The following is a 26,413-nucleotide window of genomic DNA, read 5'->3' as shown; positions in this document are numbered from 1 at the left end:
AAAACGTTATCTAAAAAGAGGGGTGAAGAAATTGTTAACATTTTTAGGGTTTTTAATGATCGTCGTTTTTATGTATTTAATTATGAGTAATAAAATGAACGCTCTGAATGCTCTTATTTTCATTCCAGCATTATTTGCTCTTTTTGCAGGCTTCACAGATGTGGGCGACATGATTTTAAGCGGAGCTGAAACGGTAGCTTCAACTGCCATCATGGTGACTTTCGCCATCTTGTATTTTGGAACTTTGATTGATGCGGGAATGTTTGATCCATTAGTCAAAAAAGTGATTAAAATTTCAAAAGGTGACCCTCTGAAAATAACAATGGGAACGGCCCTTCTGTCTTTATTGGTAGGTTTAGACGGCGATGGAACGATTACGTATCTAATTGTTGTCACAGCATTTTTACCCCTTTATGAACGTTTAGGCATGAACAAACTAATCCTCGCTTGTTTACCTGCGATGTCGATGGGGATTATGAATGTTCTTCCTTGGGGCGGGCCGACTGCACGTGTTATGTCTGTTTTTAACTATGACGCGATGGCAGTACTTACTCCACTGATTCCTTCAATTATTGCAGCGGCTCTTTATGTATTAGGTCTCGGCGTTTTTTTTGGCTTGAAAGAAAGAAAAAGGCTGGGCATTCAAAATGTTTCTGTCGATCATCAGGTGGAAGAGGAAATGGCAGCAACTGTGGTGGATGTATCAGCTGAATCATTAAAAAGACCTAAACTATTTTGGTTTAATTTGCTTATAACCGCTTTATTGGTTGTAGGGTTATTAACAGCTGTCCTTCCATTACCTGCCTTGTTTATGCTCGGATTCGTTATCGTAACCATTGTTAATTATCCAAAGTTAAGCGATCAAAAAGCAAGAATAGAAGCACACGCTGGGAATGTTTTGACTGTTGTTTCACTTATATTTGCTGGCGGAGCATTCGCCGGGATATTAGAAGGGACTGGCATGGTAGATGCCATGGCAACCTCTATAGTCAATGTGATTCCTGATTTCCTTGCTCCTCAACTTCCATTACTTGTGGGTTTAACGAGTATGCCATTCACTTTCTTTATGGCAAATGATCCTTACTATTTTGGTATTGTTCCTATTCTAGCTGAAACAGCTTCACAAATTGGAATTAGTAAATTAGAAATTGCACAAGCATCACTTCTTGGACAGCCTCTCCATTTGTTAAGTCCGCTTGTTGGCTCTGTTTATGTATTAATTGGTCTTGTAGGTGTTAATTTTCAGGATCATATTAAATTTTCTACTAAATACGCAGTCGGCAGCGCTCTTGTCATGATAGTGGTTGGTATTATTACAGGTGCATTGTCCATTTAATTGAATACTGTTTTCTAAAAAAACTGAGCAGAACACATGGATTAACGAACTGTCCTGCTCAGTCTTTTATGTTTGAGGGAAAATTTGGCATCAATGCACACAAGAGCCATTTCGGAATTGTATGACTTGGTTTGTCCCAAAGGAATTTGGCCCATATTCTTGAGGAAGGTTTTCAAATATTTTTTTAGAATCATAATTGAGATTGAAGAGATTTTACCTGACTCACGAAGCAGTATAGCAATAAGAAAATTTACTTTGGTATTATAAGTAGACTAAATAGATGTTGTGAAATTAAAGGAGGTATGAAAAAATGCTTGGACCACCAAAAGGTAAAGTGTTTTTAGTTCCTTGGACAGATGAGTGGGAAAAGGCATTTAAATTAGGGGAAGAAAGATTACAAATTGAAACCTTGTTCCACTTACGGGCGCAACAATAGAACATTAATGGGCTGTTTTAGTAGACTTATTTTTTGCTATTTACAGTTAAAGGATAGTTTTAGGGAGTTGAAGAAGAAAGAGAAAAATAATCCTGATTAATGGTAAAATTGTACAGGTAGAACATTTATGTTCATTATAGTGAAATTTTAAAATAACAACACACAACTTATAAAAACAGGAGTTAATATGCAAACGATAACGGAATTATCTAAAAAGCCATGGTTTCTTGGGAGTCTAGTTCTAGTTTTTGTTGTCGTGGTCTTATGGAGCATCCCGATTGAAAAAAGAAAATATGGACTTTCTCAAAGTAATTTAGTAACAGACTATACAGGCCTTCTTCCTGAACGTGTTGAACGAGTAGTTAAAGCGGAAAATCGCACTAAATTACAAAAGATTGTAATGGAAGCAAACGAAAAAGGTCAGCAAATTTCAGTTGCTGGATTACAGCACTCACAAGGAGGCCATACTTATTACAAAGATGGTGTCGTTCTTGATATGCGATCATTCAATGATGTGTTAGAAATTGATGAACAGGATAAAACCATACGTGTAGAAGGTGGAGCAACATGGGAAGATGTTCAAGATGCCATAACACCTTATGGTTTAGCCTTAAAGGTGACCCAATCACAATCGATTTTTTCAATAGGAGGTTCCCTTTCAGTAAACGCTCACGGGCGAGATATTCAGTTTGGCCCAATGGCAGGAACGGTAAAGGAAATGACATTATTAACCCCTACAGGAGAAATTAAAAAAGTAACCCGAGAGAGCTCAGAGGAATGGATGCAGTATGTTTTTGGAGGATATGGATTATTTGGTGTGATTTTAGATGTGACATTGGAATTAACGGAAAATGACGTATACACCATCCATACAGAGGAATTAAAAACAGATGAGTATGAATCCTACTTTAAAAATTTATTAGATCATAATAATACAGCTATGCACTATGCAAGGGTTAGTGTTGCTCCAAGTTCCTTTTTAGACGAAATGTATGTGATTAATTACAACTACACAGGAAAACAGGATCATAAAACTCCGCTCAAAGGAGAACAAGGTGTTCGTCTAAGTAAGCTGGCGCTTGATCTAAGTAGACAAGGTGGATTCTTAGAGGAACTTTTCTGGGAAACTCAAAAACTATATATTGATTCAATCGACGGCAATACGATTACTCGAAATAACGCTATGCGCTCGGAATCCACATTCATGGAATTTACGACACCTGGTCGAGTCGAAGTCTTGCAAGAGTTTTTTATTCCAGTCCACTCTTACGAAGAATACATAAATGATTTAAAGCAATTGCTCTCATCAAACGACAAAAATGAAGATTTTAAAGTACATAATATTACGGTCCGCTATGCAGCAAAAGACAACCACACAAGTTTGAATTATGCCAAGGAAGATATGTTTGGTCTAGTTATTTTGATCCAACATGGATTAAAAGAAAAAGAGATTGCTAATGCTAAAGCAATTATCCAAGATTGGACCAGTTTAACCCTCGACCATGGAGGAACTTATTACCTCCCTTATTATCGTTATCAAACAAAAGAACAATTCATGAAGTCTTATCCTGAATGGGAAAGGTTCCGGGAAGAAAAATTACGAAGAGATCCAAACGAAGTCTTTCAAAACTTATTTTATGACTATTACATCAAGTGAAGAGGTAAACATGAAAAATAAAAGTAAACGGTATGTCCCCCTTGTTGTAACTGTTGGACAGGTCGCTATTTTTCCATATTATATTGTGTGGTTAAAAGAAATATCTTTGACCTTCACCTTATTTGCATGGTTATTTGCCGCTTTTTCTTTTGCAGCTGCTTGGGGCTATCGTGTCTTTCAGTCGCAAAAGAATAAAAATAATTCTAATATCCCTTTTATATATGCAGGGATGGGTTTTGTATATATAGTTGTAGGCTGTATAAAAAATTCGTTTGAATTTCTTCCCTATGCTGCACTTCTATTGCAAATCATCTTAGGATTTTTACAGGGTTACTTTCGTGCATGGCATATAGAGCAGAAGAACTATCGATTACATGCTGTTAATCACTATTTAATTGTCGGTGTTACTATGATTGGGTTTTCTTTTGTGAAAATAATTTCTCCTGCTGTCTTTATTACTTTTTTTGGGAACGTGTTGTGTGTTTGTGGCTTTTGGGACTATATTCGAAATAAGAAAGCTGAAGTTATTTAGGAACAGACTACGTGAAACTTATATCTCACTGGGGGTAAGAAAGGGTTAATCTCCCATACGTGCTATCCGTGCTATCCATATAGGGTGCTACAGTCAGTGGGCATCGTCGATCTTGTGCTGCATGGCTGACTAACGGGAGCGATTATCGAGCACGCGTCTTTTTGTATAGGGTTATATTCTTGAATAAAAGTTTGGATAAAACACATATTTTTTTACACATGAATTATGTAAATTAGAAGTCAGGTTAGAAGCTAGGATTACCCTACCAAGTAACGAATTTAATTAATATGGTTTTCTCATATTTTTTATTGGAGGATTTACCTATGAAACTATTCCATTTTAGTGAAGATCCAAAGATTCCTTTCTTCGAACCACATGTTCCCAAAACTGATTTCAAGGAACAGCCATTTGTCTGGGCAATCGATGAAGAGCATGCACCACATTATTATTTTCCTCGTGAATGCCCACGTGTGGCTTTCTGGTCATCTTCAGAAACTACACGTGAAGACCTAAATCGTTTCTTTGGCCATACTTCTGCCCATCGAATTATCGCTATAGAGACAACTTGGCTTAAACGAATTCGTGAAACACAACTATACGCTTACACGTTACCATCTGAAACTTTTGAGTGCATAGATGCAAATGCTGGTTACTATGTTTCTCGAAAAGCAGTTAACCCTAGTTCTGTTGAGCCCGTTGGAGATTTATTAGATAGACTTGTAGAGACAAACATAGAATTACGTATTACACCGTCTCTTTGGAAACTGCATGATGAAATCATAAGTTCATCAATAAGCTTTTCTATAATTAGAATGAGGAATGCATCCACTAATATTTAATTGAATTTAGATTCTTATAGAATGGGGGAGTAAAGGAATTTATCATGAGTGATTATCGATGGATAGGAAGCCAAAAACATTATATAGATGAAGTTTACACTGAATTGTTGATCAATAATATTGTAATAGGTCATTTTGGTGGTAACTCTTCAACTGGGCAATTTAAGAATGAAGATGGATGTTTAATTTGGATTAATCGAGAAGAGGAATGGGAGTTTGTCATTATTCTTGATGCTCATAATACAGCACAAAGTGCAGAATTAGTACTTAAAACCTTTGAAAAAGAAAGAGACTCAGTTCAACAAATCTTAAAAGTACAGACTGGAGAAGCTTTCGACAACATATCCACTTTCATTCTAAATATTTTTAAGGGTAAAAGCTTTCGAGAAAATTGTAAGAATGTCCAAGGAGAAACTGCTTGCCTTTTTGTTGTTAGGAAAGGTAAATTTCTTTGGTGGCTATCTATAGGAGATTGCATTCTTTATTTATTTCATCCTGAACTTAAAGCACTAGGAGAATTCCAACAGAATCATAGAAGTTTTTATGAGTGGGTTGGTCAAAGGAATACTTTTGATTTAGCAGTACCTTGTTACAGTTCTGGAAGGAAAGAATTACGGAAAGGAGAAAATCATATTTTCTTAACAACTGATGGACTTATTGAGTGTCCAAATACTAATTTTTACAACCCAATTGAAATATTTAATAATTTCGAAGGGATATCAAATCAAAATGGTGTTAAGAAATTATTAGAAGAAATTAAGGAAAATAATGTACGCGATAGTACAACAATAATTTCTTGGAAAGTAACTATCAACAATTCGGCTATGTTACCTAGTGATCTTTAGTCCCACAACTAAATTTTTATAAATACTTTGTATTTGATATTAAATAGTGATATTCAGCAATGGGGTGCTTATTCGTTAGGTTTATTTACTAGGGGGATTTTAATGGAGTATAGAGGTCCATCAGCTTATAATGATGATCAATTTTTCGAAAATTATATCACTAGGAGAAATCGAGAAGTAAGTCCAAACAATATTATTGAAAAACCAATATTGCTTGAAATGATTGGTGATGTTAAAAGGAAAAAGGTATTAGATCTAGGTTGTGGTGATGCTAAATTTGGAGTTGAGCTTTTAAAAAAAGGATGTATCTCTTATGACGGTGTAGAAGGCTCAGAAAATATGGTCAAAGAAGCGATTAAAAACCTAAGTGGAACAGTAGGGAACGTTCAATTTTCTTTTATAGAGACCTGGATTTTTAAAGAGAAACAATATGATCTAGTTGTTTCTAGATTAGCTCTTCATTATCTTTCCGATTTAAATAAAGTATTTCAAGGTGTATATAATACCCTAGAAGATAACGGAAAATTCATATTTAGTGTTCAGCACCCTGTTTTACTTTCATCAGTAAAAAGTGCATCTGTTTCTGCACTTAAATCAAATTGGATTGTTGATAATTATTTTAAAAGTGGTGAGCGAGTTGAACCGTGGATCAATAAAAAAGTGGTTAAATATCATCGAACAATTGAAGAATATTTTCAATTGTTAAAGCAAGCGGGGTTTAAGATTGTCGATATTAAAGAAGGTACTCCTAGAATTGAACAATTTAAGAGTGAAAGTGAATATGAACGTCGAATGAGGATTCCACTCTTTTTAATGTTTTCTTGTGAAAAGTAGAAAGTTTTCGTACTATTCACGTGCTTTAATTTAATAAAGAGCATAAATGGGTCTTCGATCGAAGGTCCTTTTTCATATATACCGATAACATCGTTTATTTTGATTCATACCCCTCTGTGGTTTTCTTTTACAAAAATCTGCTACTAGGTAATCAATTTTTCATTAAAGGGGCATTTCCAGATTAAGCCCGAATTATAAAAAATAAGCGCACCTTTCCGGTACGTATCACAAATAGCCGTATATCCTGATTTTTTTCAATCGAATAAACGGCTTATTTCATTTATTTACTACATTCTGCCTGAATCATTTTTGACCAGGGTATGTATGCCGTAATGTAAACTTAGTTGTTCTCCCAGATGTTGAACATTTCAAGATAATTGATCCTACTTCAACAGCTTGGGAATCAGTAATTGATGTCATTTAAGCCAGGCTTCTTTAGAAGTTAAAAACCTTGATAAATCAACGATGTATAAAATCATGCATAATTGATAAAAAACAGATAAGAGCCAAACCTTTGATATGACGGGGATTGGCTTTTTGGCTTACTTCCTATCATTACAATTATGTAAACAAAAAATGTATAAAGTATTCATAAGTTATCATTTATACAGAACAATTCGGTGAGTTTTAATTGTTCGTAAACATCGATTTCTGAATCAACCCTCGAACGAAGTTCGTAACCTTCCAATAAACTGATAAGCATATTGACCATGACACGAACGTCTATATCGGTACGGATTTGTCCTAACTCTTGTCCCCTACGAATAATCTTTGACATAAAGTCTACCCAAGCATGATATTGTTTTAGCATCCATTCACGAACGAATTGATTTTTCCTTGAAAGAACAACCATTTGATAATAAGCAGCAGTCCATAACTCTCGATCTACTCCACCTGTACCTACATGTACTAAATGCATTAATCGTTTTAATACCAATTGAACATTGCATGTTTCATCCGATAATTCTTTTAAAGTCTCTTCTACAATGTGATCAAAATTTCGATCTAATCGATTTTGTATAACTTCATATAGTAAATCTTCTTTATTCTTAAAATGAACATAGAATGAACCTTTTGTTTTTCCTGCTCCTTTCATAATTTCATCAATGCTCATTGCATCATACCCCTTATCTGCAAGAAGTTGAAATGCAGAATCTATAATTTTCTTTTTAGTTTCTTCACCTGTTGTGTACTTCATAAAAGCTCTCCTTTAACTTATGCTATAGGTTAATGACACGAACGAGTGTTTGTTAATTAACCCACATTAAAACTTATGGTATTTTATTGAATTAAATAAAATATTTAGGAGATTAGGTATTGACTTAATGGATAATTCTGTATATTATGAAATCATTATAACCGGTTAGTATGATTTTGTCTAATCCCGATTCTTGTTGTTGAGACAAATAAAGTGAAATTAATAAAGAGGGGAGGGTTATTATTAATAAAAGGATGACTGCTTTATATTTAAACTCTAATGTTGTTACACCCACATAATTTATAAACAAAAAACACTCAATCATTGTTAATGGTAGAGAAATAGGTAGCATTTTGATTGAAACATTTTTGAAACGGAGTGGAAATGTTGAAAAAAATCTTCTATTGGATCATCCCAATTTTATTAATTGTTTTTTTAGGAAATGCTGTGTATGCTACAGAACAACTCGAAACATCTAAAGTGAAAGAATCTTCTGTATTAAAGGGGCAATTCTACCTTGAAGACGTAGTGAAACTTTATGTACCATCTACATATAATGTTGATCAACCAATTGATAATACTCAATATGTTAACAAGTCGTTAGAAGAATTTTCTAGAATGTTTGGAGGAGCAACAGCTATCGATGGGACGGGATCATGGCTCTCTGATGAAAATCAGTTAGTTAAAGAGAAAGTAACAATTGTCTATAGTTATGCAGAAGATTTAGACAAGGAAAAAATTAATCAAGTAGTTGCCTATACCAAGTCTTTAAAAGAAGAGATGAAACAATCATCCGTATCACTTGAAGTAAACGGAAAGATGTATTTTATAGAATAATAGTATAGTAATTAGGTACTTGTTAAACAATAAATCTTAAGAAAAGCAACTTTTAGTGGGGTAATGTTAGGTGAGCTTTTTTACAACTAAGTAAATTTTCATTACGATTACCCCATCTATAGGGTTTAGATCAAAGTTTAAGTTTGATCGTTTAATAAATATTGCATAGAAGTTGTCTTATTATTCTTTCTTATTAGGTTCTTGTAATTGAAACAGTTCAATAATTACAGGTATTGCGTCTTGTATTTGAATTCGATTGTCAATAAAGTGTTGCACATTAAATCCATTAAAAAGAGCCATGCCTGCCGTTGCTAAAGTTCTGGCATCTAATGGGCTTCCAACAATACCTTCATTTTTCATTTCTTGAATAAAATGTGTAAGGAATGACCTCCATTCCTCCATTTGAACAGTAAGCATTTCTTTTATCTGTGGTAATTCATTCGAAATCATACATCCTTGAAGAAGCATAGGAGAAGACCCCTTTTCATAAGCTTCATTTAATAAACGCTTTGAGTATTGTAAAAGCTTATTAAGCAAATCACGATCTTTTTTATTAAGAACTGCCTGCAGATCCTCAAAATAAAAATCAATACCTTCTTTAATCAGTTTTAGCATGAATTCTTCTTTGCTTGAAAAATGAGCATAGAAAGCTCCTTTAGAGTAACCAGCGTGTTTTACAAGTTGATTAATGCTTGTACTAGAATAACCCTGTTTAGAAAATAATTCTATTCCTGACTGCATTAATCTGTTAATGGTGTCTTCTGATTGCTTTTGAAAATAATTCAACGTAAAAGCCCCTTTTTAGAAAATTTTGTATAAAATATGTATAATTTTTACATTTCGTATTCCAAAATATGGTGTTTGGAGTTATAATAAATACAAACCGGTTGGTATTTATTATAGCTATAATGTTACTAAATCAAAAGGAGAAAGGAACATGAAAAAATTAATGATATGTTTAGCTTTAATAATGAGCTTAACATTTTTTGGAGTTTCCAAGGTAACTTTTGCAGGCGCGATTGATACCACTCGTGTTGATTTAGATCGGGGTGAATCTCTTGTTAGTACGAAACTTTGGATAGCTTGGTATAATAATGTGAGTTTGAGGGGAAGAGTTAGTGAATATAGTAATCACTCGGTGATTGTTACGTTTAAAGACCCTTCTGGTAAGGTAATTAACTCAACTGTCGTCGGGCCAGGTGGAAGAGTTTTTCAAGATATTTGGTGGCCTAAAACTGGGTATTATTATGTAATTTTAGATTGCTATGGGACTAATAAGGATTGTTTAGCCTCGGGATATATATCCGAATATTAATACAGTCCCATAAGTCTCTATACTAAAAAGTCTTACTTTACAGGAGGAGAAAAAATGACAGTATCTCAAAAGATTGTAAAGAAATGGCTGTTACCGTTTGTTTTATGCTTTTCGATGATTTTTGCAATTTTCCCTCAATCTAAAGCAGATGCGGCTACTACAACATTCTATGGGACTATTCCTGCTGGTACAAGTAAGTATAGCTTTGCGTGTTCAACTTCTCACCGATATATAAGTCAGAGTGTGAACGTGAAAAACGTTAATGGAGCAGTTAAGATTTCTTACTGGCAGTACTATGACGGTGCATGGCATCTCAAAGATTATAGCGGTTGGGTGGCACCAAGTCAATTAACGTACTTTAATACACCTTATACTTATAGTAAATATAGTTCAAGTGGATATAAACATCGAATTAAAATTGAGGCTCTAAATACATCTACAGTGCAAGTTAACTGTTGGGGTAGCCCATCATAAGCTTGACTTAAACAAGTAGCATAAAAGGATCTTCCAAAATTGGGAAGTCTTTATGACCGCATAAAACAGTTGCCACAAAGTGACAAAACAAGAAAGACAATTGTTATTGATCGTACCATTGGTAAACGTTTAGATTCTTTACGAAGCTAAGTGTCAACTTTCGATTAGGCTGACACTTAGCTTTTTAAACATGAATGGTAATCTTTACTTTACAAGAGAGGTAAACCTTTTAATAAACCTTTTACATAAAATCTATCAAAACTTAAAATATCACCTTTACAATATAGCTAAAAAGGAAGGTGAAAGAACAACATGTACAAGTATACAATCAATGTAACATTCAAGGGGAAAATTTATCAAACGAATGTAATAGCCCCAAAAAACAAATCAGAAAAAGAAATTTATCAAATTGCAAAAGAACAAGTTCTGAAACAATGGGCAAGTTAAACAACTACATGTTCATTCAAATGATTAAAGGGAAGTTTTGCTTTTTTACTTATACATATTAGGTCTGCACCATTGTTTGAAAGATTAGTCAAACCCACTCGATACAACGGGTGGGTTTGACTTTATAGTTGAATATTATTAGCACACTTCAAAAGGATTCATAACATAGAAGATTAGTAAAATAAGACTATCCATAGGGAGAGAAATATAATACTATAAGAATAGATTTCCGGAAAATGTAAGGAGAGGAATTATTTTGACGGACCAGGGGGCAAGTGCATCCGAACAGCGTGTGCTAAAAAAATCAAGATTTATCCGAATTAATGTCTTATTCTTTTTTATCTTTTTATTGTTTGTTGCCATCATTATTCGTCTTGGAATTGTGCAAATCGTCCAGGGGGAGGATTTTTCTAAAGAAGTATCACGAACCGAATCAGATTTTGCCAGTCTTCCAGCTCCTCGTGGAAAAATGTACGACCGTTACAATCGGGTTGTTGTTGATAATAAAAGTGTACAAGCTATTACATACACCGTTGAAAAAACAACAAAAACGGAAGACAAGATAGAAACTGCAAATAAACTTGCGAAATACATTAGCTATCAGCCTGATTATTTTAAAAAAGAGTTAAAAGAACGTGATATTCGTGACTATTGGATCGCATCACATCCTGAAGAAGCAGAAAAGCTGCTTACAAAAAAAGAATTAGAGTTAAAACCAGCTGAAACGTACAAATTACAGGTAGATCGTGTACCGAAAGAAGCAATAGCAGCAATTAAACAAAATCCCGAACAACAAAAGCTTGCTTATATTTACACTCGTTTTTCATCAGGCTATCAATATGAGCCGCAAATCGTAAAATCATTAAATTTAACAGAAGAAGAAATTGCGACAGTCGCCGAAAATTTAGAGGATCTGCCCGGAGTCGATATTATTACCGATTGGGATCGCGCATACCCTTATGATTCTTTAAATACGATCTATGGCGGTATCACATCACCTGAACAAGGGATTCTCCAATCACGTGAGGAGTTTTATACGGCAAGAGGATATTCACGTAATGAGCGGGTAGGAAAAAGCTATCTTGAATATCAATATGAAGATTACCTGCATCCAAGAAAAGCAAAAATTGAATATATCACAGATAAAAATGGAACGATCGTTTCTAAAGAAGTCGTTGATCAAGGACAAAGAGGACATGATTTAAAGCTTTCGTTTGATATCGAACTGCAAATGGAAGTAGAGAAAATTATCGAAGAGGAATTACGTAGGGCAAGAAGCAGTTATGGAAACTACTTGTTGGATCGTGCATTTGTCGTGATAATGGATCCTTTCCAGGGCGATGTTTTGTCAATGGCAGGTAAACTAATAGATGAAGAGGGTGAAATGCTTGACTATGCATTTGGTGCCTTTACTTCCCAGTATGAAGCAGGCTCAACTGTAAAAGGAGCAACCGTTCTTTCAGGATATCAAGATGGTATGTCCCATGGTCACGGTGAATACGATACAACCCTTTATTTTAGAGGTACACCCCCAAAGGGATCTTACAGTAACCTGGGATATGTTAATGATTTAAGCGCTTTAGAGCGTTCTTCTAACGTTTATATGTTTTATGTCGCAATGCGAATCGCTGACATTACCTATGTGAAAAATGGGCCGATTAATGTAACACAAGAAGATTTTCAGAAGCTGCGAAACTATTTTGCGCAATTTGGTTTAGGGGTACCAACAGGTATAGATTTACCACAAGAATCTGCAGGTTTAATAAGCACCCCAGATACCGGCGGTAAACTCTTAGATATTGCAATCGGCCAATTCGACACCTATACGCCGCTCCAATTAGCTCAATATGTATCGGTTATTGCGAATGGTGGTTATCGTGTTCAGCCGCGAATTGTAACAAGTATTCATACCCCGTCTAATGACGGAGAACTTGGTCCAATCGCTGTAGATAAATCTCCTGCTATATTAAATAAAGTAAAAAACACATCAGAAGATATTGAACGAGTACAACAAGGATTTAAACGAGTTGTTTCTGGAAGTCGCGGGACAGCTAAGGCATACATTAAATATGATGTGGCAGGTAAAACAGGTACGTCACAAACACTTTATTATGGACCTAAACGCGCTTATTGGGGAAGAGAAACAAATAACTTAAACTTTGTTGGCTATTATCCCTCTGAAAATCCTGAAATTGCATTTAGCGTTGTTGTCCCTTGGGCTGGCTCAGACCAAGACCCCGTAAATAAAAAAATTGCAAATCGAATAGTTGGCGTTTATATGGATCTTCAGAAGAAATACGTAACAAGTACGGAAATTAAAGAAGAGAAATAAAGAAAAAATAAGTAGGAATTTATATTAAACAAGTAGTAATAATCTTGAACAAGCATTAAACAAGGATCTTCGTTTGAAGGTCTTTGTTTAATGTCAATAATGATTAGTGTGTGGCTTCATTCGTCTAATAGCTAAAATTATTTACACTCCCCATTTTTAATTAAATTCATTTAAGGTGCAGGTCGGAGGAATTCATCTATAAATTCCATTATTAGAAAATAAACTAAAAGACTGACCGGCAATGAATTTACAATTAAAGCAAAAATTCTAGAGGTTCATCTTCTTTTTTATTTGAAGAGGTATTTGTCAACAGCCCCATAATAGCTTTAACATTACTTTTTCTTCAGTGATTCCAAAATCCTTATTAATAAAGTAATTATGATAGACAATAACAAAAACAAAATAATCCCGACTGAAAAAGCACCTGATTGATCATTAAATAACCAAACGAGTAGGTAAAACAGTATCACACTACCAAAAAAAATTAACATAGATATTGAAATGGCTCTTCCCATATAAAAACCTCCTAATGTATATGTTCCATTTTATAACAATTTAAATTTTTAAAGGGCGAAATTTAAGAATATGGAAAATCCTTTTCTCAATCCTAGAACATCGCATTTATTGACTAGGTTTGTATGCATATTCCTTTGGGGATCTTCTTCAACGAAAGGAGCAGTTTACTTGAAGAAGGCTTTTTAATTATCTAAGGTGAATTAGTATAAATTATCTTTTTATTCATAATTCGCTGGGGGAAAGAATATGAATGTTAAATTAAATGAATTAAAAATAAGTGACGATAAATCACTTTTAAACATTGAAACAATTTACGATTTTATGCAACGTAGTTATTGGGCAAATAAGAGACCAAAGGAGAAAATTAAGAAATCTATTGAAAACTCTTTATGTTATGGGGTTTATTATGGTGGTAAACAAGTGGGCTTTGCCCGTGTTGTTACCGATTGGGCAACTATGTACTATCTATGTGATGTATTTATTGATGAAGAATACAGAGGACAGGGGATAGGAAAGAAATTGATTGAAGAAATATTAAATTGTGAAGACTTAAAGAATTTATTTGGTTATTTAGGTACTAAAGACGCACATACACTTTATGAACAATATGATTTTATTCGAGAACAAGAAAAAGTAATGACTCGGATACCTGACTTTTTAAGAAGAAAATAAGGGTATTCTTGTTCAACGTGAAGCGATTCTTAATAATGGAGGATCGTTTTTTCTTATTCGACTAACGTGGCAGTATAGTTGAAGAAAGAACTGAGAAATTCTCAAAGAATTAATACTTAATTTAACTATTGGAGTTGAAAAGTATGGATTTAGTAATAAGAGGAATTTCAATGAGTGAACTAGAAGAATTCTCTTCTATCCTTATAGAGGCTGCAGAATGGTTGATAAATAATCATAAAGAAATGTGGACCCCAAATCAGTTAACAATTGAAAACTTATTAAAAAACAATGTAATTGAGGAGATGTTTATGGGGTTTATCAATAACCAGTCAGCGACAGCTATGATCCTACAAGAAAAAGACCCTATTTTTTGGACTGATTCAACCCCATCTTTGTATTTACATAAGTTTGCTATCCGACGGAAGTATGCACAAAAAGGGTTATCCGAACAAATGATAAATTGGGCTAAATTAAGAGCAAAACAACATAATAAAAAATATTTAAGGCTTGATTGTGATGCTGATAGACCTAAGTTATGCAATTTTTATGAAAAACAGGGTTTTATAAAAGTAAGAGACGAAGTTATGTTTGGTAAGTATCCAACGTATTTTTATGAAATCGTGGTTATTTAATAATACAATTTGTTGTTCAGCTGACGGGTGCTAGTTCAAGAAGGGATTGTAAAAATATTAATAGAATAAATTGATATTAGCGAGATTTAAAAGAGAGTAGGTGTTAAAATGCTACAACAGATTAGAATAGCAAATTGGTTATTAGAAGTTGATATTGATAAGACACGAGAGTTTTATAATAAAGGTATAAATGTATGTAGTTGTCTAGACTGCGACAATTTTGTGGAGGCCTGTAAGCATTTAGATACTTCCGTAGCAAATTTATTCAACGATCTAGGAATCAATCCTGCTATGCCAGCACATCTTTCTCAATTTCCAACCGAAGAAACTATGACAAAATTATACATAGGGAATTATCATTTGGTAGGCAAAGTGTTAGAAGGAGAATTGAGTACAACATCCAACTGGAATGAAACTAATACTACTGAAATAAAGAATTTCATATTTGGGTTTTCAGACGACCTTGAGTTTGTTCCAGGAGGTTTTCCTAATCCTGTCCTTCAGTTAGATTTCGAGGCTGAAATTCCTTGGGTTCTTGATGAGAAGCCAGATAAAATTTAAATAAACGAGGATTCTTGTTCAACTCCCTCAGTTAGATACATTTATCTCTCGAATGCTCACTTATTCGCAGGATTTCAAACCACTTGATCGAACAATAACGGATGAATGGAATGAATTTTGATACTTTTGGCTACATGAAGGCATGCGGAAATAGAGGAGGTAGAAATAACTCCAATTATTACCATATGATGCACGCATTCTTCACGCCGCCCCTGGAGGCTATCCCTCCCATGTCTCAACGGGTCTAAGCCCTCTCATTCCTTCGTCATGCCTATCCAAGGGGTAGAGGCCGGTTTTGCTAACGGAACGGGTCGGTGCCCTTTGGTTGAACACATCCAGTACTCCGTGCTTTCTTTGAGATCCTACGAATAAGGCAACATTCGATAATATACTAATCTAAATATTAATTTGATAGGTATTTAATTTATAAAGGTTCAGTTATGCTGCTAATGGTGTTAAAGGTTGTACTTTTTGAGGACAATAAGATTCATTACGTCGGGCCATTCCTACTAATATTCTTGCAAACTTACCAATCAGTTTCATAATTGATTTCATTTTCTTCATTTTTTTCACTTTAACATTGTTGGAGTGAAGCTCCTTGAACTCGGGATTGTTCATGACAAGACTCATTGTCGCTAAATACAAGAAACGCCGCAGTCTGGATCTCCCACGTTTAGAGAGAACGATTTGTCCTTTCCATTTACCCGAGCTAGCCTCTGCTAGATGTAATCCTCCATGTCGTAATAGAGAGTTACCATGGGCGAAACCACTTAAATCTCCTGCTTCTCCTAAAATGCCTGCTAATGTAATTTCACTAATTCCTTTAATGGCAAGTAATTTCCTTGAGAAAGGAATTTGTTTAAGTACGTCAGTAACTTCTTTTTCGACTCTTTCGAGTTGGGCTGTAGCGAGATCAAATTCTTCAAGTAACTGTTCTAAGTGTAAAGCCCATTTCATTATTTTCGAAAGAGAGAGGATTACCAACCACAATACCACGATAATTTACAGCTCGAGCTACATGGACTTGTTGTGCAATATCAACTCCGACAACGAGATGACGGTTTGAGATTCTTTCAATAAGTTGATTTTGTTTGTCTTGCATTTTATACTTCATAGTAGAGCTTCCTCCTTAAGATTTGAGTTTAGAGTGGTGTCTATATTCAATCTTACTGAGGAGCTCTTTTTTTATCAAAGTCAATAATTAACTCTCTACAGGAATGCTAATGGGTGCAAGAGTTGAAGATCAGGGCTGTCGTTGCGGCAGCCTTTTCTTATTGTGCTAAACTGGGCAGCTCTGTTAACGAAGGAAAATAAATCCAAATGTCGAAGTTAGATAGTTATAAAGGAAATGACTTATGGAGGTTTATTTATGAGTACACCAAAGCATATTATTTCAGCAGCTACGATTGTATTGAATGGTCAAGGAGAAATTTTATTGATAAAAGGCCCACGTCGAGGATGGGAAATTCCTGGTGGACAAGTAGAAGAAGGGGAATCGCTTAAAGATGCAGCAATCAGGGAAGCAAAAGAAGAATCAGGAATCGATATTGAGATTACAAAATTTTGTGGAGTATTTCAAAATGTAGATCGTTCAATTTGTAATACATTATTTTTAGGAAAAGCAATTGGCGGGGTACCTACTACTAGTTCTGAGAGCCTAGAAGTAGGATTCTTCCCAATAAAAGAAGCATTAGAAATGGTAAACTGGAAAAATTTTAGAAAGAGGATTGAATATTGTTTAAATGAAAGTATTCAACCATTTTATTTAGAGTTTAATGGTAAAGATAACGAAGGAATTATTTATGAACTCTAAAAGTAGTCTAGCTTATTAAATGGGCAGATCTGTTTGGAGAGAGGGGACATTAAGAAGTGCAAAAATGGTTTGGTTCCTCAGGTGTTTGTATTAATGAAAATGGTCAATTGTTAATGGTCTTGCAAGGAAGACCCGAAGAGAAAAAAACGTGGTCTATTCCATCGGGAGGAAGAGACCACGATGAGACATTCGGAGAATGTTGTATTAGAGAAATTGAAGAAGAAACGGGATATACAGGCGAAATTGTTGAAGAAATTAAGATTAAAAGAATGACTTATGAACATCTTAATATATCTGCTGAAGCTCATTATTTTTTAGTGAAGATTGTGGGTGGAAAAAGAAATTTTCAAGACCCTGATCAACTTATTTATGATATTGCTTGGAAAACCTTGGACGAAATAAAAACTTTAGAATTAACCTTCCCTGAAGATAGAGATTTTCTTATTAGCTATATAACGGAGGTATTCCATTCCAAATCCTTATTCAAATAAAGGGTGGAATAATTTAAGAATCAAGTTTGTCTTTTCGGCAGCCTTTTTCTTATTGGACTAACGGGGTAGGTTAATTAAAGAAGGATTTTGTAGATCAAATATTGAATTTTACAAATTTGGTAATGGATAAAAATTGTATAGGGGGTACTAAATGGGACGTTCTATTAGCCATGTGCAAATTCCAGTCAAGAACCTTGAGAAAGCAATTGAATGGTATGTAAATAATTTAGATTGTGAGTTTCTAGCGAATTTTGACGATTTCGCAATAGTAAGATTTAAAAGCGATAACGTAAATATTTTTATGTGGAAGACATCTGATGAAACACATGCGACATTTAATGTTAGCGGACAGGCTTTTCCTACAATAGGTTTCCAAGTGGATGAAATGGATTCCCTTTACAATGTTTTATTAAAATCTGGAACAGAATTAGGGAATGTTGCTGAAGAAGATGGAAGGAAATTCCTAAAGTTTTTCGATTTATACGGAAATATGCTTGTGGCACATACAGAATAATAAAAAAATGTTAAACCGATAGATTGTTAAAGGAATTATCATAATAACTTTTTAATAAACAGGGGCATATTAATAAGATGTTTGTGAAGAAATGTACTTAAAGTAACGGGTAGCAAGAGTTCAAGATGGATCGCCGCGGCGGTCTTTTTTGCTTGTTGTGCTAACGATTCAGAATACTTGAAGAAGGAATTTCTAATTTCTTTATAGAAAATAGTGATTATTGTTAGCCGAGCTTAGTTAAGAAGAGAAAGGTGAGATGAGAATGGGTCAAATTAAGATTTATGGGGTAAAAGACAGGTTAAATCCAATTAAGGAAACACTATCGAATGTAATTCACTCTTGTATGGTGGAAGCACTTGAATTTCCTTCGGATAAGAGATTTCATCGTTTTTTCCCTATGGAAAAAGAAGATTTTTATTATGCAAGTGGGGAACCGAAGCATATACCGTAATTGAGATTAGTATGTTCGAAGGTCGAACAGTAGAAGCTAAAAACATTTAATTAAGCTACTATTCGAGCGTATAAATAGTGAGTTGGGTATATCTTCCAAAGATGTTGAGATTACAATCTTTGAAACACCAAAGTATAACTGGGGTATAAGAGGGTTACCTGGTGATGAGTTAGCATTGAATTATTAAGTAAATGTATGAGTAATGGGCGGTCGTTAGTGACTGCCTTTTTAGCTTATGAAGTAAAGGGTGCTTAAGTTCAACAAGAATGACCATATGTGAGAACCCTAATCCGCATTTTTCAGATTGATGGGAATTTTGGCGGTACTGCCGGTATTGATGAAATGCTCGTGCAAAGTCATACGGGATCAATACAGTTCCTTCCTGCTATTCTTAGAACATGGAATAAAGGATTTATAAAGGGAATAAGGGCACGAGGTGGATTTGAAATTGATTTATATTGGGAGAATGGTTCAGTAGTAACAGCAGCAGTACACTCATTATGTGGTAATGAGTGCAATATAAATTGGATAGGACCCTTTCAGTTAACTGATGAAAATAGTAGAGAAATAAATGAGTTTCTTTATGATAATGAAATTATATGTTTTCCTGCAAAAAGAGACGGAGTTTATACCCTTAATGTAAAATAAATCCCGAAAGAGGTGAGGGGAGTTAAAGGAAAATTTGTTTTAAAAATTATCACGATTAAATAGTTATCAAAGCCAAACAAAAGAAGATGTGTATGTACACATCGACGAGTTGTTTTCCTGAAATTGATTGGAAAACTGATAGTAGATCATTATGAAGATATGCTTCGAGTGGAGATGTCGATTAATGCAGGGAAAAAAGGGGGCATTATAAAAAAGTGCCTCCTTTTTCGGGTTTCTCCGTATTGAAAAACTACCCTTTAACACCTGTAAGAGTAATCCCTTCAATAAAATATCGTTGGGCGAATAAAAATATAATAATGATCGGAAGTAATGTAAATACGGATGCTGCCATTAATAAATCATAGTTCGTTGTGTATACTCCATTGAATGCAGATAAACCCAATTGAATGGTAAATTTGTCACTACTATTAATGTAAACAAGTGGCCCCATAAAATCATTGTATACCCCTTGAAATGTAAACACTGTTATAGTTGCAATAGCAGGCTTTGATAAAGGCAAGAACATTTGCCACCAGATTCGAAATCGACTACAACCGTCAATCATTGCTGCTTCTTCTATGTCAGCAGGAAGGGTTAGGAAAAATTGTCTGAGCAAAAAGATCGCAAAAGCGTTACCAAACAATCCTGGTATAATTAATGGTTTTAAAGAATCTAACCAGCTCAGTTTACTAAATATTATAAACTGTGGGATGAGTGTTACTGTCGCTGGAATCATTAATGAGGCGAGCAACATCATAAAAATGAGATTCCTTCCAAAAAACTGAATTCTGGCAAATGCATAGGCAGCAAGGGAGGATACAATGATTGTAAAAACTGTGACTGGAATCACTACAAGCATTGTGTTATAAAACATTAAGCCGAAATTTAATCCACCAGCATGCCAGGCCTCAACATAATTGTTCCAATCAAACGCTTCGGGTATCCAAACCGGAGGCATTACAAATATTTCATTCGGTTTTTTTAGAGATGTAGAAACCATCCAAATAAATGGCAATATACAAAGAACTGACATAATTGAGAGTATAATATAAGCGATCAGTTTCCTTACTTGACCCTTCTTTTTCATATTTATTCACATCCTATCCTACATATCATATTGAACTTTCCTGCCTAATAATCGATTTTGAACTAAAGTTGTAATTAAGATTAAGATAAACATAAGGACTGATATCGCACACGCATAGCCCATTTTGTTATACTTGAAAGCATTGGACCATAGATAATAGGTCAGCGTATGGGTAGAGAACCCTGGACCACCACTTGTCATCACATAAATTTCTCCAAAAACTTGGAAAGCACCGATAACAGACATAATGGTAATAAAAAATGTTGCAGGTGTTAAAAGAGGGAATGTAATCTTCCAAAACTTTTGCAGTTTGGTCGCTCCGTCTAGATCGGCCGCCTCATAAAGATGCTTTGGAATTCCTTGCAATGCCGCTAAATAAATGAGCATATTATAACCTGCACTTTTCCAAATAGCCATAAGGGCAATACTAGGTAACGCAAGTTTTTCACTCGTTAGCCAGCCTAACGGTTCAACACCTACTTTAGAGAGAATGTAATTGATTAGGCCGAAATCTGGATTGTATAACCAAACAAATAATAGAGCTACCGCTAGCAAGGGACTAATGACCGGTATATAAAGGAGTGTTCTGTAAATTGTAATACCTTTTAGAGGAAGATTCATAGCTAGAGCTAAAATTAGTGAAACAGCAATGGAAGCCGGCACGAAATAAATCACCCATAAAATTGTGTTTTTTAAACTGATCAAAAATATTTTGTCTTGAAACAACGTGATATAATTTTCTAATCCAACCCACTTCGCAGGTGATATGACATTCCATTCGGTACTGCCAATGATAAAGACCGCGATAACAGGAATAAGGGTAAACGATAAAAATCCAATAAGCGCAGGAGCGATAAATAGGTAACCTTCAATATTATCTCGTACTCTTTTTTTATTATTGATTTTTCTTCTCTGTTGTATCCTTACGGTCGTACTCTCTTGAGGAACTTGATTCACTTAAGACACCTCCGTCATACAAGGAGGAAATAGAACAATTCCCTCCTTGTATAAAATTATTTAAATAATACTGTGTTCGCTTGTTCGTCGATATTTTCAACCGCTTCTTCAATTGTTTGCTTGCCATTGAAAGCTGCATCCAATTCAGGTGTTACATATTTCTCCATATATTCAGAGAAATGACCGCTCCTTGCTGCCTCCAATTGAACTTCAGTGTCTAAATAATCGGCCATTGCTTTATAAGGTTCAACTTCAGGAGGAGCAGTTACAATATCAGGATCATCGAAAAATTGTGTATTAGTAGGCATGGCAAGACCTAGACCCAAAATGCCTTTAAGTCCATCTTTACTCAATACATGTCTTAGCAGTTTTACAGCTGCCTCCTTATGTTCACTTTCATTGCTCACGGCTAACTGCCCTGAACTAACCGGTGTAATCCTCGTTACTCCCTTTGGCATTTCAACAGCTGTCCATTCAAAATTTAATGCCTGTCGATAAGTGGGAACCATCCAGCGTCCAGTAGGGAACATAGCCACCTTACCGGTTTCGAACATTTGGGATTGTCCCATTCCAGCTTGTTTTGTTGCGGCGGGAGATGGTGCAGCTTTGTATGTTTGAAATAAATCATACATCCTTTTTAACCCTTTAATAACCGTTGGATCGTTGAAATTTGATTTTCCATTTTTAAACCATTTTCCGCCTTCATTTCCCACGAATATGCTCCAGGGCGCCCACCATGTTTCAAGAGCTGCACCATATTGTGTAATTTTTCCCTTCTCGGTGATCGTTAAATTTTGCGCTAAATCCATAAATTCTTCCATCGTCCAATCACTGGTTGGGATTGGAATTCCGGCTTCTTTAAATAAATCTTTGTTGATATACATAGCGTAAGGTGACCAGTCTTTTGGTATAGCGTATTGTTTGCCCTGATATTTTCCATACTCTAATAGACCAGGTACAAAATTTGCGACTAATTCTGGATACTTTTCGATATAAGGATCGAGTACTGCTAGTTTTCCACTTTTTGCATACTCAGTTGCTAGATTTTCACCAATATAAAATACATCGGGCATCGTATTACCTATGATCATTGTCTTTAATTTTGTATCATAGTCTTTTGGAACATAAATATAGTTCACTTTATAACCGGGATTCTTAGTCTCAAATTCTTTAAACACTTTTGTATATAGTTCCCGTTCTTGTTCATTTCCCCATCCCATGAAACTAATTTCAATTTTTCCTTCCTTAGAGGTCGTTTTCATATCATTACAACCTGCCATAGAGATAATTAGGGAAAGGCAAAACAACATGATTGTAGACGCTTTCAAAACCCTGAACAATATTTTCATCCTCCCTCCATATTTTGAATAATTGTTATAGCAATTTATAATACATGTTGTTTTTTGTAATATTATTTGAAATATTCAAAATTGTATATACACTTTATTATCCATTTTTCATACAATATTATCTTTTGGGAAAATCTTGTTATAGCCATTTTTGATTTGACTGTTTCTGACTTCTGTAGGGGAAGCACTTTTAATCTTTTTAAACACCCTTCCAAAGTACGTAATACTCTCAAATCCAACTTTCTCGGCAATTTCTGTAACTTGCCAATTTGTTTCGATGAGCATTCTTTCCGCCTCATTAATCCTTAGAAGATGAATATACTCAATCAACGTTTTTCCTGTTACTTTTTTAAATACTCTGCAAAAATAATTCGGACTGAGGTTCACCATTTGTGCGGCATCCTTCACACTGATTTCTTTTTCGTAATTCTCGCGCAAGTAATTAAGCAAAGTGGTAAGATTGTAATTTTGAAAACAGTTGATTTGCCTCTTTTCCATTTGACAATAATAACGGAAGATCAGCCCGAATATACGGAAAAGTTCTGCTTTAACCAACAATTCAAAGCCGGTTTCTTCCCGTTTGAATTCATCGATCAAATTGTAAATCGGAGTACTGATTTCTTTAGAGTAGGGTTCATCGTTATGCAAAAAATTCGGGAGTTTTAACTGCTGATTTAAATAAGGAGAGAAATATAGGTTTTCAGTGTTATCTAAACCGTTATTCCGAACTAGTGCTTCGTTAAACACAATTGCAATAAGCTCAGTGTTGTTATCAAGAGGCCATGCCGCATGAAGCTGTTTTGAATTTACAAATGCCAGTTCGTCCTTTTGCAATTGAACAAAGGTGTCATCAATTTGGATTCGTGCACTACCTTCTTTTACAATGATCCATTCCATATGGTCATGCCAATGAAGAGGAATATCTAAAGTGAAGAACACATTAATAGGAAACGACTTATCCGGAATATATGTTGATTCTTTCAACTTATTTACCATCATAATGCCCCTTTATTAATAGGATTTAACTTTATCTCCTAAACTATCAAGTTCTTATAACTACGTCAACGTCAAAAGAATAATATCGTACGATTTTTGTGTAATATCATGTATAGCCAACCACACTCTTTTCCATTACGATAGAGATGAGAAATTTAGAATGTACTACAGATTTTCTGAGATAAAAAGACTATATTGATTGATATGGAGGTACATAAGATGCAGCAAATTCGAATTGGGACTCTTGTTAATGGCCCGAATGCCATGCATACTCTCCCGCAAATTATTCCACACGGCTTCGAATCGTTCAGTCTTACCTTTTGGCAAACAACAAATCAAACTGATTTGTCTGAACTGGCGAAGCAGGTAAAAGACATTTTAGCAGGTAAGGATATTGCGATTTCTAGCCTTGGCATTTTTGGAAATCCTTTGACCGGGGAAGGTGCGAATGCTGATACTTTAGCTAGTTGGGAGAGGCTTATCGACCATGCCCATGATTTTGGGACAGATCTCATATCAGGTTTTACAGGGCGCATGCCTGGAGCAATCGATCAATCGATGTCACGCTTCAAAGAAGTTTTTGGCGAACTGGCAAGGAGAGCTGAAGATCGAGGAGTCAGAATTGCCTTTGAAAATTGTGATATGGGAGGAACCTGGAAGGATGGTGATTGGAACATTGCCCATAACCCTACAGCCTGGGAGATGATGTTTCATGCCGTTCCATTCGATCATATTGGGCTTCAATGGGAACCATGCCATCAAATGGTTAGTCTGATTGATCCCATTCCGCAGCTGAGAAAGTGGGTCGGAAAGATTTTCAATGTGCATGGAAAAGACGCCACAATTGCCTGGGATATTGTCCGAGAATACGGCATCCATGGGCCGAAAGAGTTTGTATGGCACCGTACACCGGGCTTTGGAGATTCCAATTGGACAGATATTATTTCTATTTTAAGACAAGGCGGTTATGAAGGAAGCATTGATATAGAGGGATTCCATGATCCCGTATATCGCGATGAATGGGAAATGACTGGACAAGTCCATGGGCTTAATTATTTAAAAAGATGCCGTGGCGGGAACTTCATCCCTAACCCTGTTTAAACAAATAATAAGAAGGAGAATTTTTATGAAGAAACATAGAATAATAGTAGCGGGATGCGGTGGTATGGCGAATACTTGGTTAGATTATGTCGCCGAGCGTGAAAATGCTGAAATTATTGCACTTGTCGATGTAAATCTCGAGGCTGCCCAATCCATGAATGAGCGGCGGGGATTAAATGTACCCGTATTCTCCGATTTATCTAAAGCGCTTTCAAAAACGGATGCAAATCTAGTATTTGATGTGACCATTCCTGCCAGTCATAAACAAATTACAACAACTGCACTAGAAGCAGGATGCAATGTATTAGGAGAAAAACCGATGGCCGAATCGATGAGTGATGCAGAAGATGTTTTAAAAATTGTGCAAAAAACAGGAAAGAAATATGCAGTCATGCAGAACCGCAGATATTTACAAGGGATTCGTGCATTTCGAGATTTATTGTCTAATGGAGCAATCGGAACTGTCGGTTCCATACATGCAGATTTCTTCCTTGGACCCCACTTTGGCGGTTTCCGTGATGTAATGGAAAGTCCGTTAATTGTCGACATGGCCATACATACCTTTGACCAAGCACGGTTTATTACCGGTGCCGACGCTGTATCCGTTTACTGTCATGAATTTAACCCACCAGGATCATGGTACAAAGGAAATGCATCAGCCATTTGTATTTTTGAGATGAGTAATGGGTCTGTTTTTTCTTACCGCGGCTCTTGGTGTGCCGAGGGATTAAATACTTCATGGGAGTCCGATTGGCGCGTAACAGGCAGTCGGGGAAGTGCTCTATGGGACGGAATAAATCAGCCTGTATGCGAAGTAGTCGATGATTCACAGCCCACAAAGTTTATGAGAGCATTGAATTCGTTGGAAGTACCAAACGGTTGGGACGGCAGGGAAGGACACTTTGGCTGTCTTGATGAAATGTTTGCATCCATCGAAGGAAACCGATTAGCTGAAACAGATTGCAGCGATAACATTAAAAGTTTAGCTATGGTATTCGGAGCGTTAGAAAGCGCAAAAACTGGGAAGAAGATTTCATTATAAGCTTTAGTTGTTAGAATAATATAAGAAATGCTGGTTGATAAGTCCCTCTTGTGGATCATTACCGCAGGAGGGACATCTTTATAAGCATAATAGACGCTCTTCAACCAAAGGCAAAGGGGCGCCAAATATTTTAGAGCGTGATTTCCAAGCAACCAAGCCTAATGAGAAGTGGGTAACAGATGTAACAGAATTCCATTTACACGGTGTTAAGCTATTTTTATAAGGCACAGCTTGATGCTGTTAGTAACAAAACTACCATCAAGCCTATAAAAGTAACAGTAACAGATTTTACTATTAAATTGTTAGCTTCAGATGTTTTAATAGCAACGTATCGCACATTTGTACATCACAATAGTAAACATGCATTACGAAGTTCTATTTGGAAAAAAAAACGAGGGTAAATGGCAAATGATATTCCATCAGGGAACTCCTACCAAATAAAGCAAAAAAGATTAGTATGTGAAGTATTGTACATAAAGTAATGGGTGCTTAAGTTCAACA

General features: G+C 35.4%; 28 protein-coding genes and 2 pseudogenes. 22 read left to right on the top strand and 8 right to left on the bottom strand.

Annotation, left to right across the window (positions count from 1 at the left end; genetic code table 11):
• Positions 1-31: 31 nt before the first annotated feature.
• From ACSVDH_RS27370 to ACSVDH_RS27340, 7 genes are all read left to right on the top strand, one after another.
• Complete coding sequence (locus tag ACSVDH_RS27370) at positions 32-1,336, top strand: CitMHS family transporter (RefSeq protein WP_439250680.1); 1,305 nt, start codon at positions 32-34, stop codon at positions 1,334-1,336.
• 310 nt (positions 1,337-1,646) lie between these two features.
• Complete coding sequence (locus ACSVDH_RS27365) at positions 1,647-1,772, top strand: hypothetical protein (protein WP_439250679.1); 126 nt, start codon at positions 1,647-1,649, stop codon at positions 1,770-1,772.
• A gap of 187 nt (positions 1,773-1,959) precedes the next feature.
• On the top strand, positions 1,960-3,429 hold the full coding sequence (locus ACSVDH_RS27360) for an FAD-binding oxidoreductase (RefSeq protein WP_439250678.1): 1,470 nt from the start codon (positions 1,960-1,962) through the stop codon (positions 3,427-3,429).
• Between the two features lie 10 nt (positions 3,430-3,439).
• Positions 3,440-3,961: a hypothetical protein gene (locus tag ACSVDH_RS27355; RefSeq protein ID WP_439250677.1), complete on the top strand. Its 522-nt coding sequence runs from the start codon at positions 3,440-3,442 to the stop codon at positions 3,959-3,961.
• A 323-nt stretch (positions 3,962-4,284) separates the two neighbouring features.
• The gene (locus tag ACSVDH_RS27350; RefSeq protein WP_439250676.1) at positions 4,285-4,800 is read left to right on the top strand and encodes a DUF6886 family protein; all 516 of its coding nucleotides are present in this window, start codon (positions 4,285-4,287) and stop codon (positions 4,798-4,800) included.
• A gap of 44 nt (positions 4,801-4,844) precedes the next feature.
• On the top strand, positions 4,845-5,645 hold the full coding sequence (locus ACSVDH_RS27345) for a PP2C family serine/threonine-protein phosphatase (protein ID WP_439250675.1): 801 nt from the start codon (positions 4,845-4,847) through the stop codon (positions 5,643-5,645).
• 102 nt (positions 5,646-5,747) lie between these two features.
• Positions 5,748-6,479 carry a class I SAM-dependent DNA methyltransferase gene (locus tag ACSVDH_RS27340; RefSeq protein ID WP_439250674.1) on the top strand — a complete coding sequence of 244 codons (732 nt, stop codon included), beginning with the start codon at positions 5,748-5,750 and terminating at the stop codon, positions 6,477-6,479.
• 589 nt (positions 6,480-7,068) lie between these two features.
• On the opposite strand, the gene ACSVDH_RS27335 is transcribed toward ACSVDH_RS27340, so the two are convergent.
• The gene (locus tag ACSVDH_RS27335) at positions 7,069-7,677 is read right to left on the bottom strand and encodes a TetR/AcrR family transcriptional regulator (protein WP_439250673.1); all 609 of its coding nucleotides are present in this window, start codon (positions 7,675-7,677) and stop codon (positions 7,069-7,071) included.
• A gap of 387 nt (positions 7,678-8,064) precedes the next feature.
• Between ACSVDH_RS27335 and ACSVDH_RS27330 the strand changes: the two genes are divergently transcribed.
• Positions 8,065-8,514: a DUF3574 domain-containing protein gene (locus tag ACSVDH_RS27330; protein WP_439250672.1), complete on the top strand. Its 450-nt coding sequence runs from the start codon at positions 8,065-8,067 to the stop codon at positions 8,512-8,514.
• A gap of 180 nt (positions 8,515-8,694) precedes the next feature.
• Here ACSVDH_RS27330 and ACSVDH_RS27325 read toward each other — a convergent pair whose 3' ends face one another.
• Positions 8,695-9,300 (bottom strand): TetR/AcrR family transcriptional regulator, encoded by a 606-nt coding sequence (locus ACSVDH_RS27325; protein WP_439250670.1) that lies wholly within the window; start codon positions 9,298-9,300, stop codon positions 8,695-8,697.
• 151 nt (positions 9,301-9,451) lie between these two features.
• Here ACSVDH_RS27325 and ACSVDH_RS27320 point away from each other — a divergent pair, with 151 nt between their 5' ends.
• The 7 genes from ACSVDH_RS27320 (at position 9,452) to ACSVDH_RS27290 (ending at position 15,463) form a co-directional block, all read left to right on the top strand.
• Positions 9,452-9,829: a hypothetical protein gene (locus ACSVDH_RS27320; RefSeq protein ID WP_439250669.1), complete on the top strand. Its 378-nt coding sequence runs from the start codon at positions 9,452-9,454 to the stop codon at positions 9,827-9,829.
• A gap of 54 nt (positions 9,830-9,883) precedes the next feature.
• Positions 9,884-10,303 carry a hypothetical protein gene (locus ACSVDH_RS27315; RefSeq protein WP_439250667.1) on the top strand — a complete coding sequence of 140 codons (420 nt, stop codon included), beginning with the start codon at positions 9,884-9,886 and terminating at the stop codon, positions 10,301-10,303.
• Between the two features lie 312 nt (positions 10,304-10,615).
• On the top strand, positions 10,616-10,750 hold the full coding sequence (locus ACSVDH_RS27310) for a BA3454 family stress response protein (RefSeq protein ID WP_299094238.1): 135 nt from the start codon (positions 10,616-10,618) through the stop codon (positions 10,748-10,750).
• A 256-nt stretch (positions 10,751-11,006) separates the two neighbouring features.
• Positions 11,007-13,082 (top strand): peptidoglycan D,D-transpeptidase FtsI family protein, encoded by a 2,076-nt coding sequence (locus ACSVDH_RS27305; protein WP_439250664.1) that lies wholly within the window; start codon positions 11,007-11,009, stop codon positions 13,080-13,082.
• A gap of 762 nt (positions 13,083-13,844) precedes the next feature.
• Positions 13,845-14,270 carry a GNAT family N-acetyltransferase gene (locus ACSVDH_RS27300; protein ID WP_439250663.1) on the top strand — a complete coding sequence of 142 codons (426 nt, stop codon included), beginning with the start codon at positions 13,845-13,847 and terminating at the stop codon, positions 14,268-14,270.
• Between the two features lie 143 nt (positions 14,271-14,413).
• The gene (locus ACSVDH_RS27295; protein ID WP_439250662.1) at positions 14,414-14,902 is read left to right on the top strand and encodes a GNAT family N-acetyltransferase; all 489 of its coding nucleotides are present in this window, start codon (positions 14,414-14,416) and stop codon (positions 14,900-14,902) included.
• Between the two features lie 108 nt (positions 14,903-15,010).
• Positions 15,011-15,463, top strand: a complete 453-nt coding sequence (locus tag ACSVDH_RS27290; RefSeq protein WP_439250661.1) for a hypothetical protein — start codon at positions 15,011-15,013, stop codon at positions 15,461-15,463.
• Between the two features lie 438 nt (positions 15,464-15,901).
• On the opposite strand, the pseudogene ACSVDH_RS27285 reads toward ACSVDH_RS27290, so the two are convergent.
• Positions 15,902-16,414 (bottom strand): annotated as a pseudogene (locus tag ACSVDH_RS27285) (transposase); the annotation flags it as partial.
• Positions 16,386-16,577: a hypothetical protein gene (locus ACSVDH_RS27280; protein WP_439250660.1), complete on the bottom strand. Its 192-nt coding sequence runs from the start codon at positions 16,575-16,577 to the stop codon at positions 16,386-16,388. The pseudogene ACSVDH_RS27285 and the gene ACSVDH_RS27280, both read right to left, overlap by 29 nt.
• A gap of 255 nt (positions 16,578-16,832) precedes the next feature.
• Here ACSVDH_RS27280 and ACSVDH_RS27275 point away from each other — a divergent pair, with 255 nt between their 5' ends.
• The 5 genes and pseudogenes from ACSVDH_RS27275 (at position 16,833) to ACSVDH_RS27255 (ending at position 19,380) form a co-directional block, all read left to right on the top strand.
• Positions 16,833-17,276, top strand: a complete 444-nt coding sequence (locus ACSVDH_RS27275) for an NUDIX hydrolase (RefSeq protein WP_439250659.1) — start codon at positions 16,833-16,835, stop codon at positions 17,274-17,276.
• A 56-nt stretch (positions 17,277-17,332) separates the two neighbouring features.
• Positions 17,333-17,767 carry an NUDIX hydrolase gene (locus ACSVDH_RS27270; RefSeq protein WP_439250658.1) on the top strand — a complete coding sequence of 145 codons (435 nt, stop codon included), beginning with the start codon at positions 17,333-17,335 and terminating at the stop codon, positions 17,765-17,767.
• Between the two features lie 151 nt (positions 17,768-17,918).
• Entirely contained in the window at positions 17,919-18,281 is a 363-nt protein-coding gene (locus tag ACSVDH_RS27265) for a VOC family protein (protein WP_439250657.1), read from the top strand.
• Positions 18,282-18,543: 262 nt separating this feature from the next.
• A pseudogene (locus ACSVDH_RS27260) lies at positions 18,544-18,919 on the top strand (tautomerase family protein).
• An 89-nt stretch (positions 18,920-19,008) separates the two neighbouring features.
• Positions 19,009-19,380: a glycoside hydrolase family 95-like protein gene (locus ACSVDH_RS27255; protein ID WP_439250656.1), complete on the top strand. Its 372-nt coding sequence runs from the start codon at positions 19,009-19,011 to the stop codon at positions 19,378-19,380.
• A gap of 250 nt (positions 19,381-19,630) precedes the next feature.
• On the opposite strand, the gene ACSVDH_RS27250 is transcribed toward ACSVDH_RS27255, so the two are convergent.
• The 4 genes from ACSVDH_RS27250 to ACSVDH_RS27235 all read right to left on the bottom strand — a co-directional run bounded on the left by ACSVDH_RS27250 (position 19,631) and on the right by ACSVDH_RS27235 (position 23,769).
• Complete coding sequence (locus ACSVDH_RS27250; RefSeq protein WP_439250654.1) at positions 19,631-20,467, bottom strand: carbohydrate ABC transporter permease; 837 nt, start codon at positions 20,465-20,467, stop codon at positions 19,631-19,633.
• A gap of 18 nt (positions 20,468-20,485) precedes the next feature.
• Positions 20,486-21,424 carry a carbohydrate ABC transporter permease gene (locus ACSVDH_RS27245; RefSeq protein ID WP_439250652.1) on the bottom strand — a complete coding sequence of 313 codons (939 nt, stop codon included), beginning with the start codon at positions 21,422-21,424 and terminating at the stop codon, positions 20,486-20,488.
• A 56-nt stretch (positions 21,425-21,480) separates the two neighbouring features.
• Entirely contained in the window at positions 21,481-22,686 is a 1,206-nt protein-coding gene (locus ACSVDH_RS27240) for an ABC transporter substrate-binding protein (RefSeq protein ID WP_439250650.1), read from the bottom strand.
• Positions 22,687-22,881: 195 nt separating this feature from the next.
• Positions 22,882-23,769, bottom strand: a complete 888-nt coding sequence (locus tag ACSVDH_RS27235; protein ID WP_439250648.1) for an AraC family transcriptional regulator — start codon at positions 23,767-23,769, stop codon at positions 22,882-22,884.
• 219 nt (positions 23,770-23,988) lie between these two features.
• Between ACSVDH_RS27235 and ACSVDH_RS27230 the strand changes: the two genes are divergently transcribed.
• Together ACSVDH_RS27230 and ACSVDH_RS27225 are read left to right on the top strand one after the other, a co-directional pair.
• Positions 23,989-24,870, top strand: a complete 882-nt coding sequence (locus tag ACSVDH_RS27230) for a sugar phosphate isomerase/epimerase family protein (RefSeq protein ID WP_439250646.1) — start codon at positions 23,989-23,991, stop codon at positions 24,868-24,870.
• Positions 24,871-24,895: 25 nt separating this feature from the next.
• Positions 24,896-25,912: a Gfo/Idh/MocA family protein gene (locus ACSVDH_RS27225; RefSeq protein ID WP_439250644.1), complete on the top strand. Its 1,017-nt coding sequence runs from the start codon at positions 24,896-24,898 to the stop codon at positions 25,910-25,912.
• Positions 25,913-26,413 lie beyond the last annotated feature (501 nt).

It is taken from the genome of Metabacillus sp. Hm71 (assembly GCF_051842955.2).
Classification (GTDB): Bacteria; Bacillota; Bacilli; order Bacillales; family Bacillaceae; genus Metabacillus.
This window is presented reverse-complemented; position numbering and strand designations above follow the sequence as displayed.

Coding starts and splice junctions, on each gene's coding strand:
- ACSVDH_RS27365 (WP_439250679.1), top strand. CDS start 1,647: ATGCTTGGACCACCAAAAGGTAAAGTGTTTTTAGTTCCTTGGACAGAT.
- ACSVDH_RS27360 (WP_439250678.1), top strand. CDS start 1,960: ATGCAAACGATAACGGAATTATCTAAAAAGCCATGGTTTCTTGGGAGT.
- ACSVDH_RS27355 (WP_439250677.1), top strand. CDS start 3,440: ATGAAAAATAAAAGTAAACGGTATGTCCCCCTTGTTGTAACTGTTGGA.
- ACSVDH_RS27350 (WP_439250676.1), top strand. CDS start 4,285: ATGAAACTATTCCATTTTAGTGAAGATCCAAAGATTCCTTTCTTCGAA.
- ACSVDH_RS27345 (WP_439250675.1), top strand. CDS start 4,845: ATGAGTGATTATCGATGGATAGGAAGCCAAAAACATTATATAGATGAA.
- ACSVDH_RS27340 (WP_439250674.1), top strand. CDS start 5,748: ATGGAGTATAGAGGTCCATCAGCTTATAATGATGATCAATTTTTCGAA.
- ACSVDH_RS27335 (WP_439250673.1), bottom strand. CDS start 7,677: ATGAAGTACACAACAGGTGAAGAAACTAAAAAGAAAATTATAGATTCT.
- ACSVDH_RS27320 (WP_439250669.1), top strand. CDS start 9,452: ATGAAAAAATTAATGATATGTTTAGCTTTAATAATGAGCTTAACATTT.
- ACSVDH_RS27315 (WP_439250667.1), top strand. CDS start 9,884: ATGACAGTATCTCAAAAGATTGTAAAGAAATGGCTGTTACCGTTTGTT.
- ACSVDH_RS27310 (WP_299094238.1), top strand. CDS start 10,616: ATGTACAAGTATACAATCAATGTAACATTCAAGGGGAAAATTTATCAA.
- ACSVDH_RS27300 (WP_439250663.1), top strand. CDS start 13,845: ATGAATGTTAAATTAAATGAATTAAAAATAAGTGACGATAAATCACTT.
- ACSVDH_RS27295 (WP_439250662.1), top strand. CDS start 14,414: ATGGATTTAGTAATAAGAGGAATTTCAATGAGTGAACTAGAAGAATTC.
- ACSVDH_RS27290 (WP_439250661.1), top strand. CDS start 15,011: ATGCTACAACAGATTAGAATAGCAAATTGGTTATTAGAAGTTGATATT.
- ACSVDH_RS27280 (WP_439250660.1), bottom strand. CDS start 16,577: ATGAAGTATAAAATGCAAGACAAACAAAATCAACTTATTGAAAGAATC.
- ACSVDH_RS27275 (WP_439250659.1), top strand. CDS start 16,833: ATGAGTACACCAAAGCATATTATTTCAGCAGCTACGATTGTATTGAAT.
- ACSVDH_RS27265 (WP_439250657.1), top strand. CDS start 17,919: ATGGGACGTTCTATTAGCCATGTGCAAATTCCAGTCAAGAACCTTGAG.
- ACSVDH_RS27250 (WP_439250654.1), bottom strand. CDS start 20,467: ATGAAAAAGAAGGGTCAAGTAAGGAAACTGATCGCTTATATTATACTC.
- ACSVDH_RS27240 (WP_439250650.1), bottom strand. CDS start 22,686: ATGAAAACGACCTCTAAGGAAGGAAAAATTGAAATTAGTTTCATGGGA.
- ACSVDH_RS27235 (WP_439250648.1), bottom strand. CDS start 23,769: ATGGTAAATAAGTTGAAAGAATCAACATATATTCCGGATAAGTCGTTT.
- ACSVDH_RS27230 (WP_439250646.1), top strand. CDS start 23,989: ATGCAGCAAATTCGAATTGGGACTCTTGTTAATGGCCCGAATGCCATG.
- ACSVDH_RS27225 (WP_439250644.1), top strand. CDS start 24,896: ATGAAGAAACATAGAATAATAGTAGCGGGATGCGGTGGTATGGCGAAT.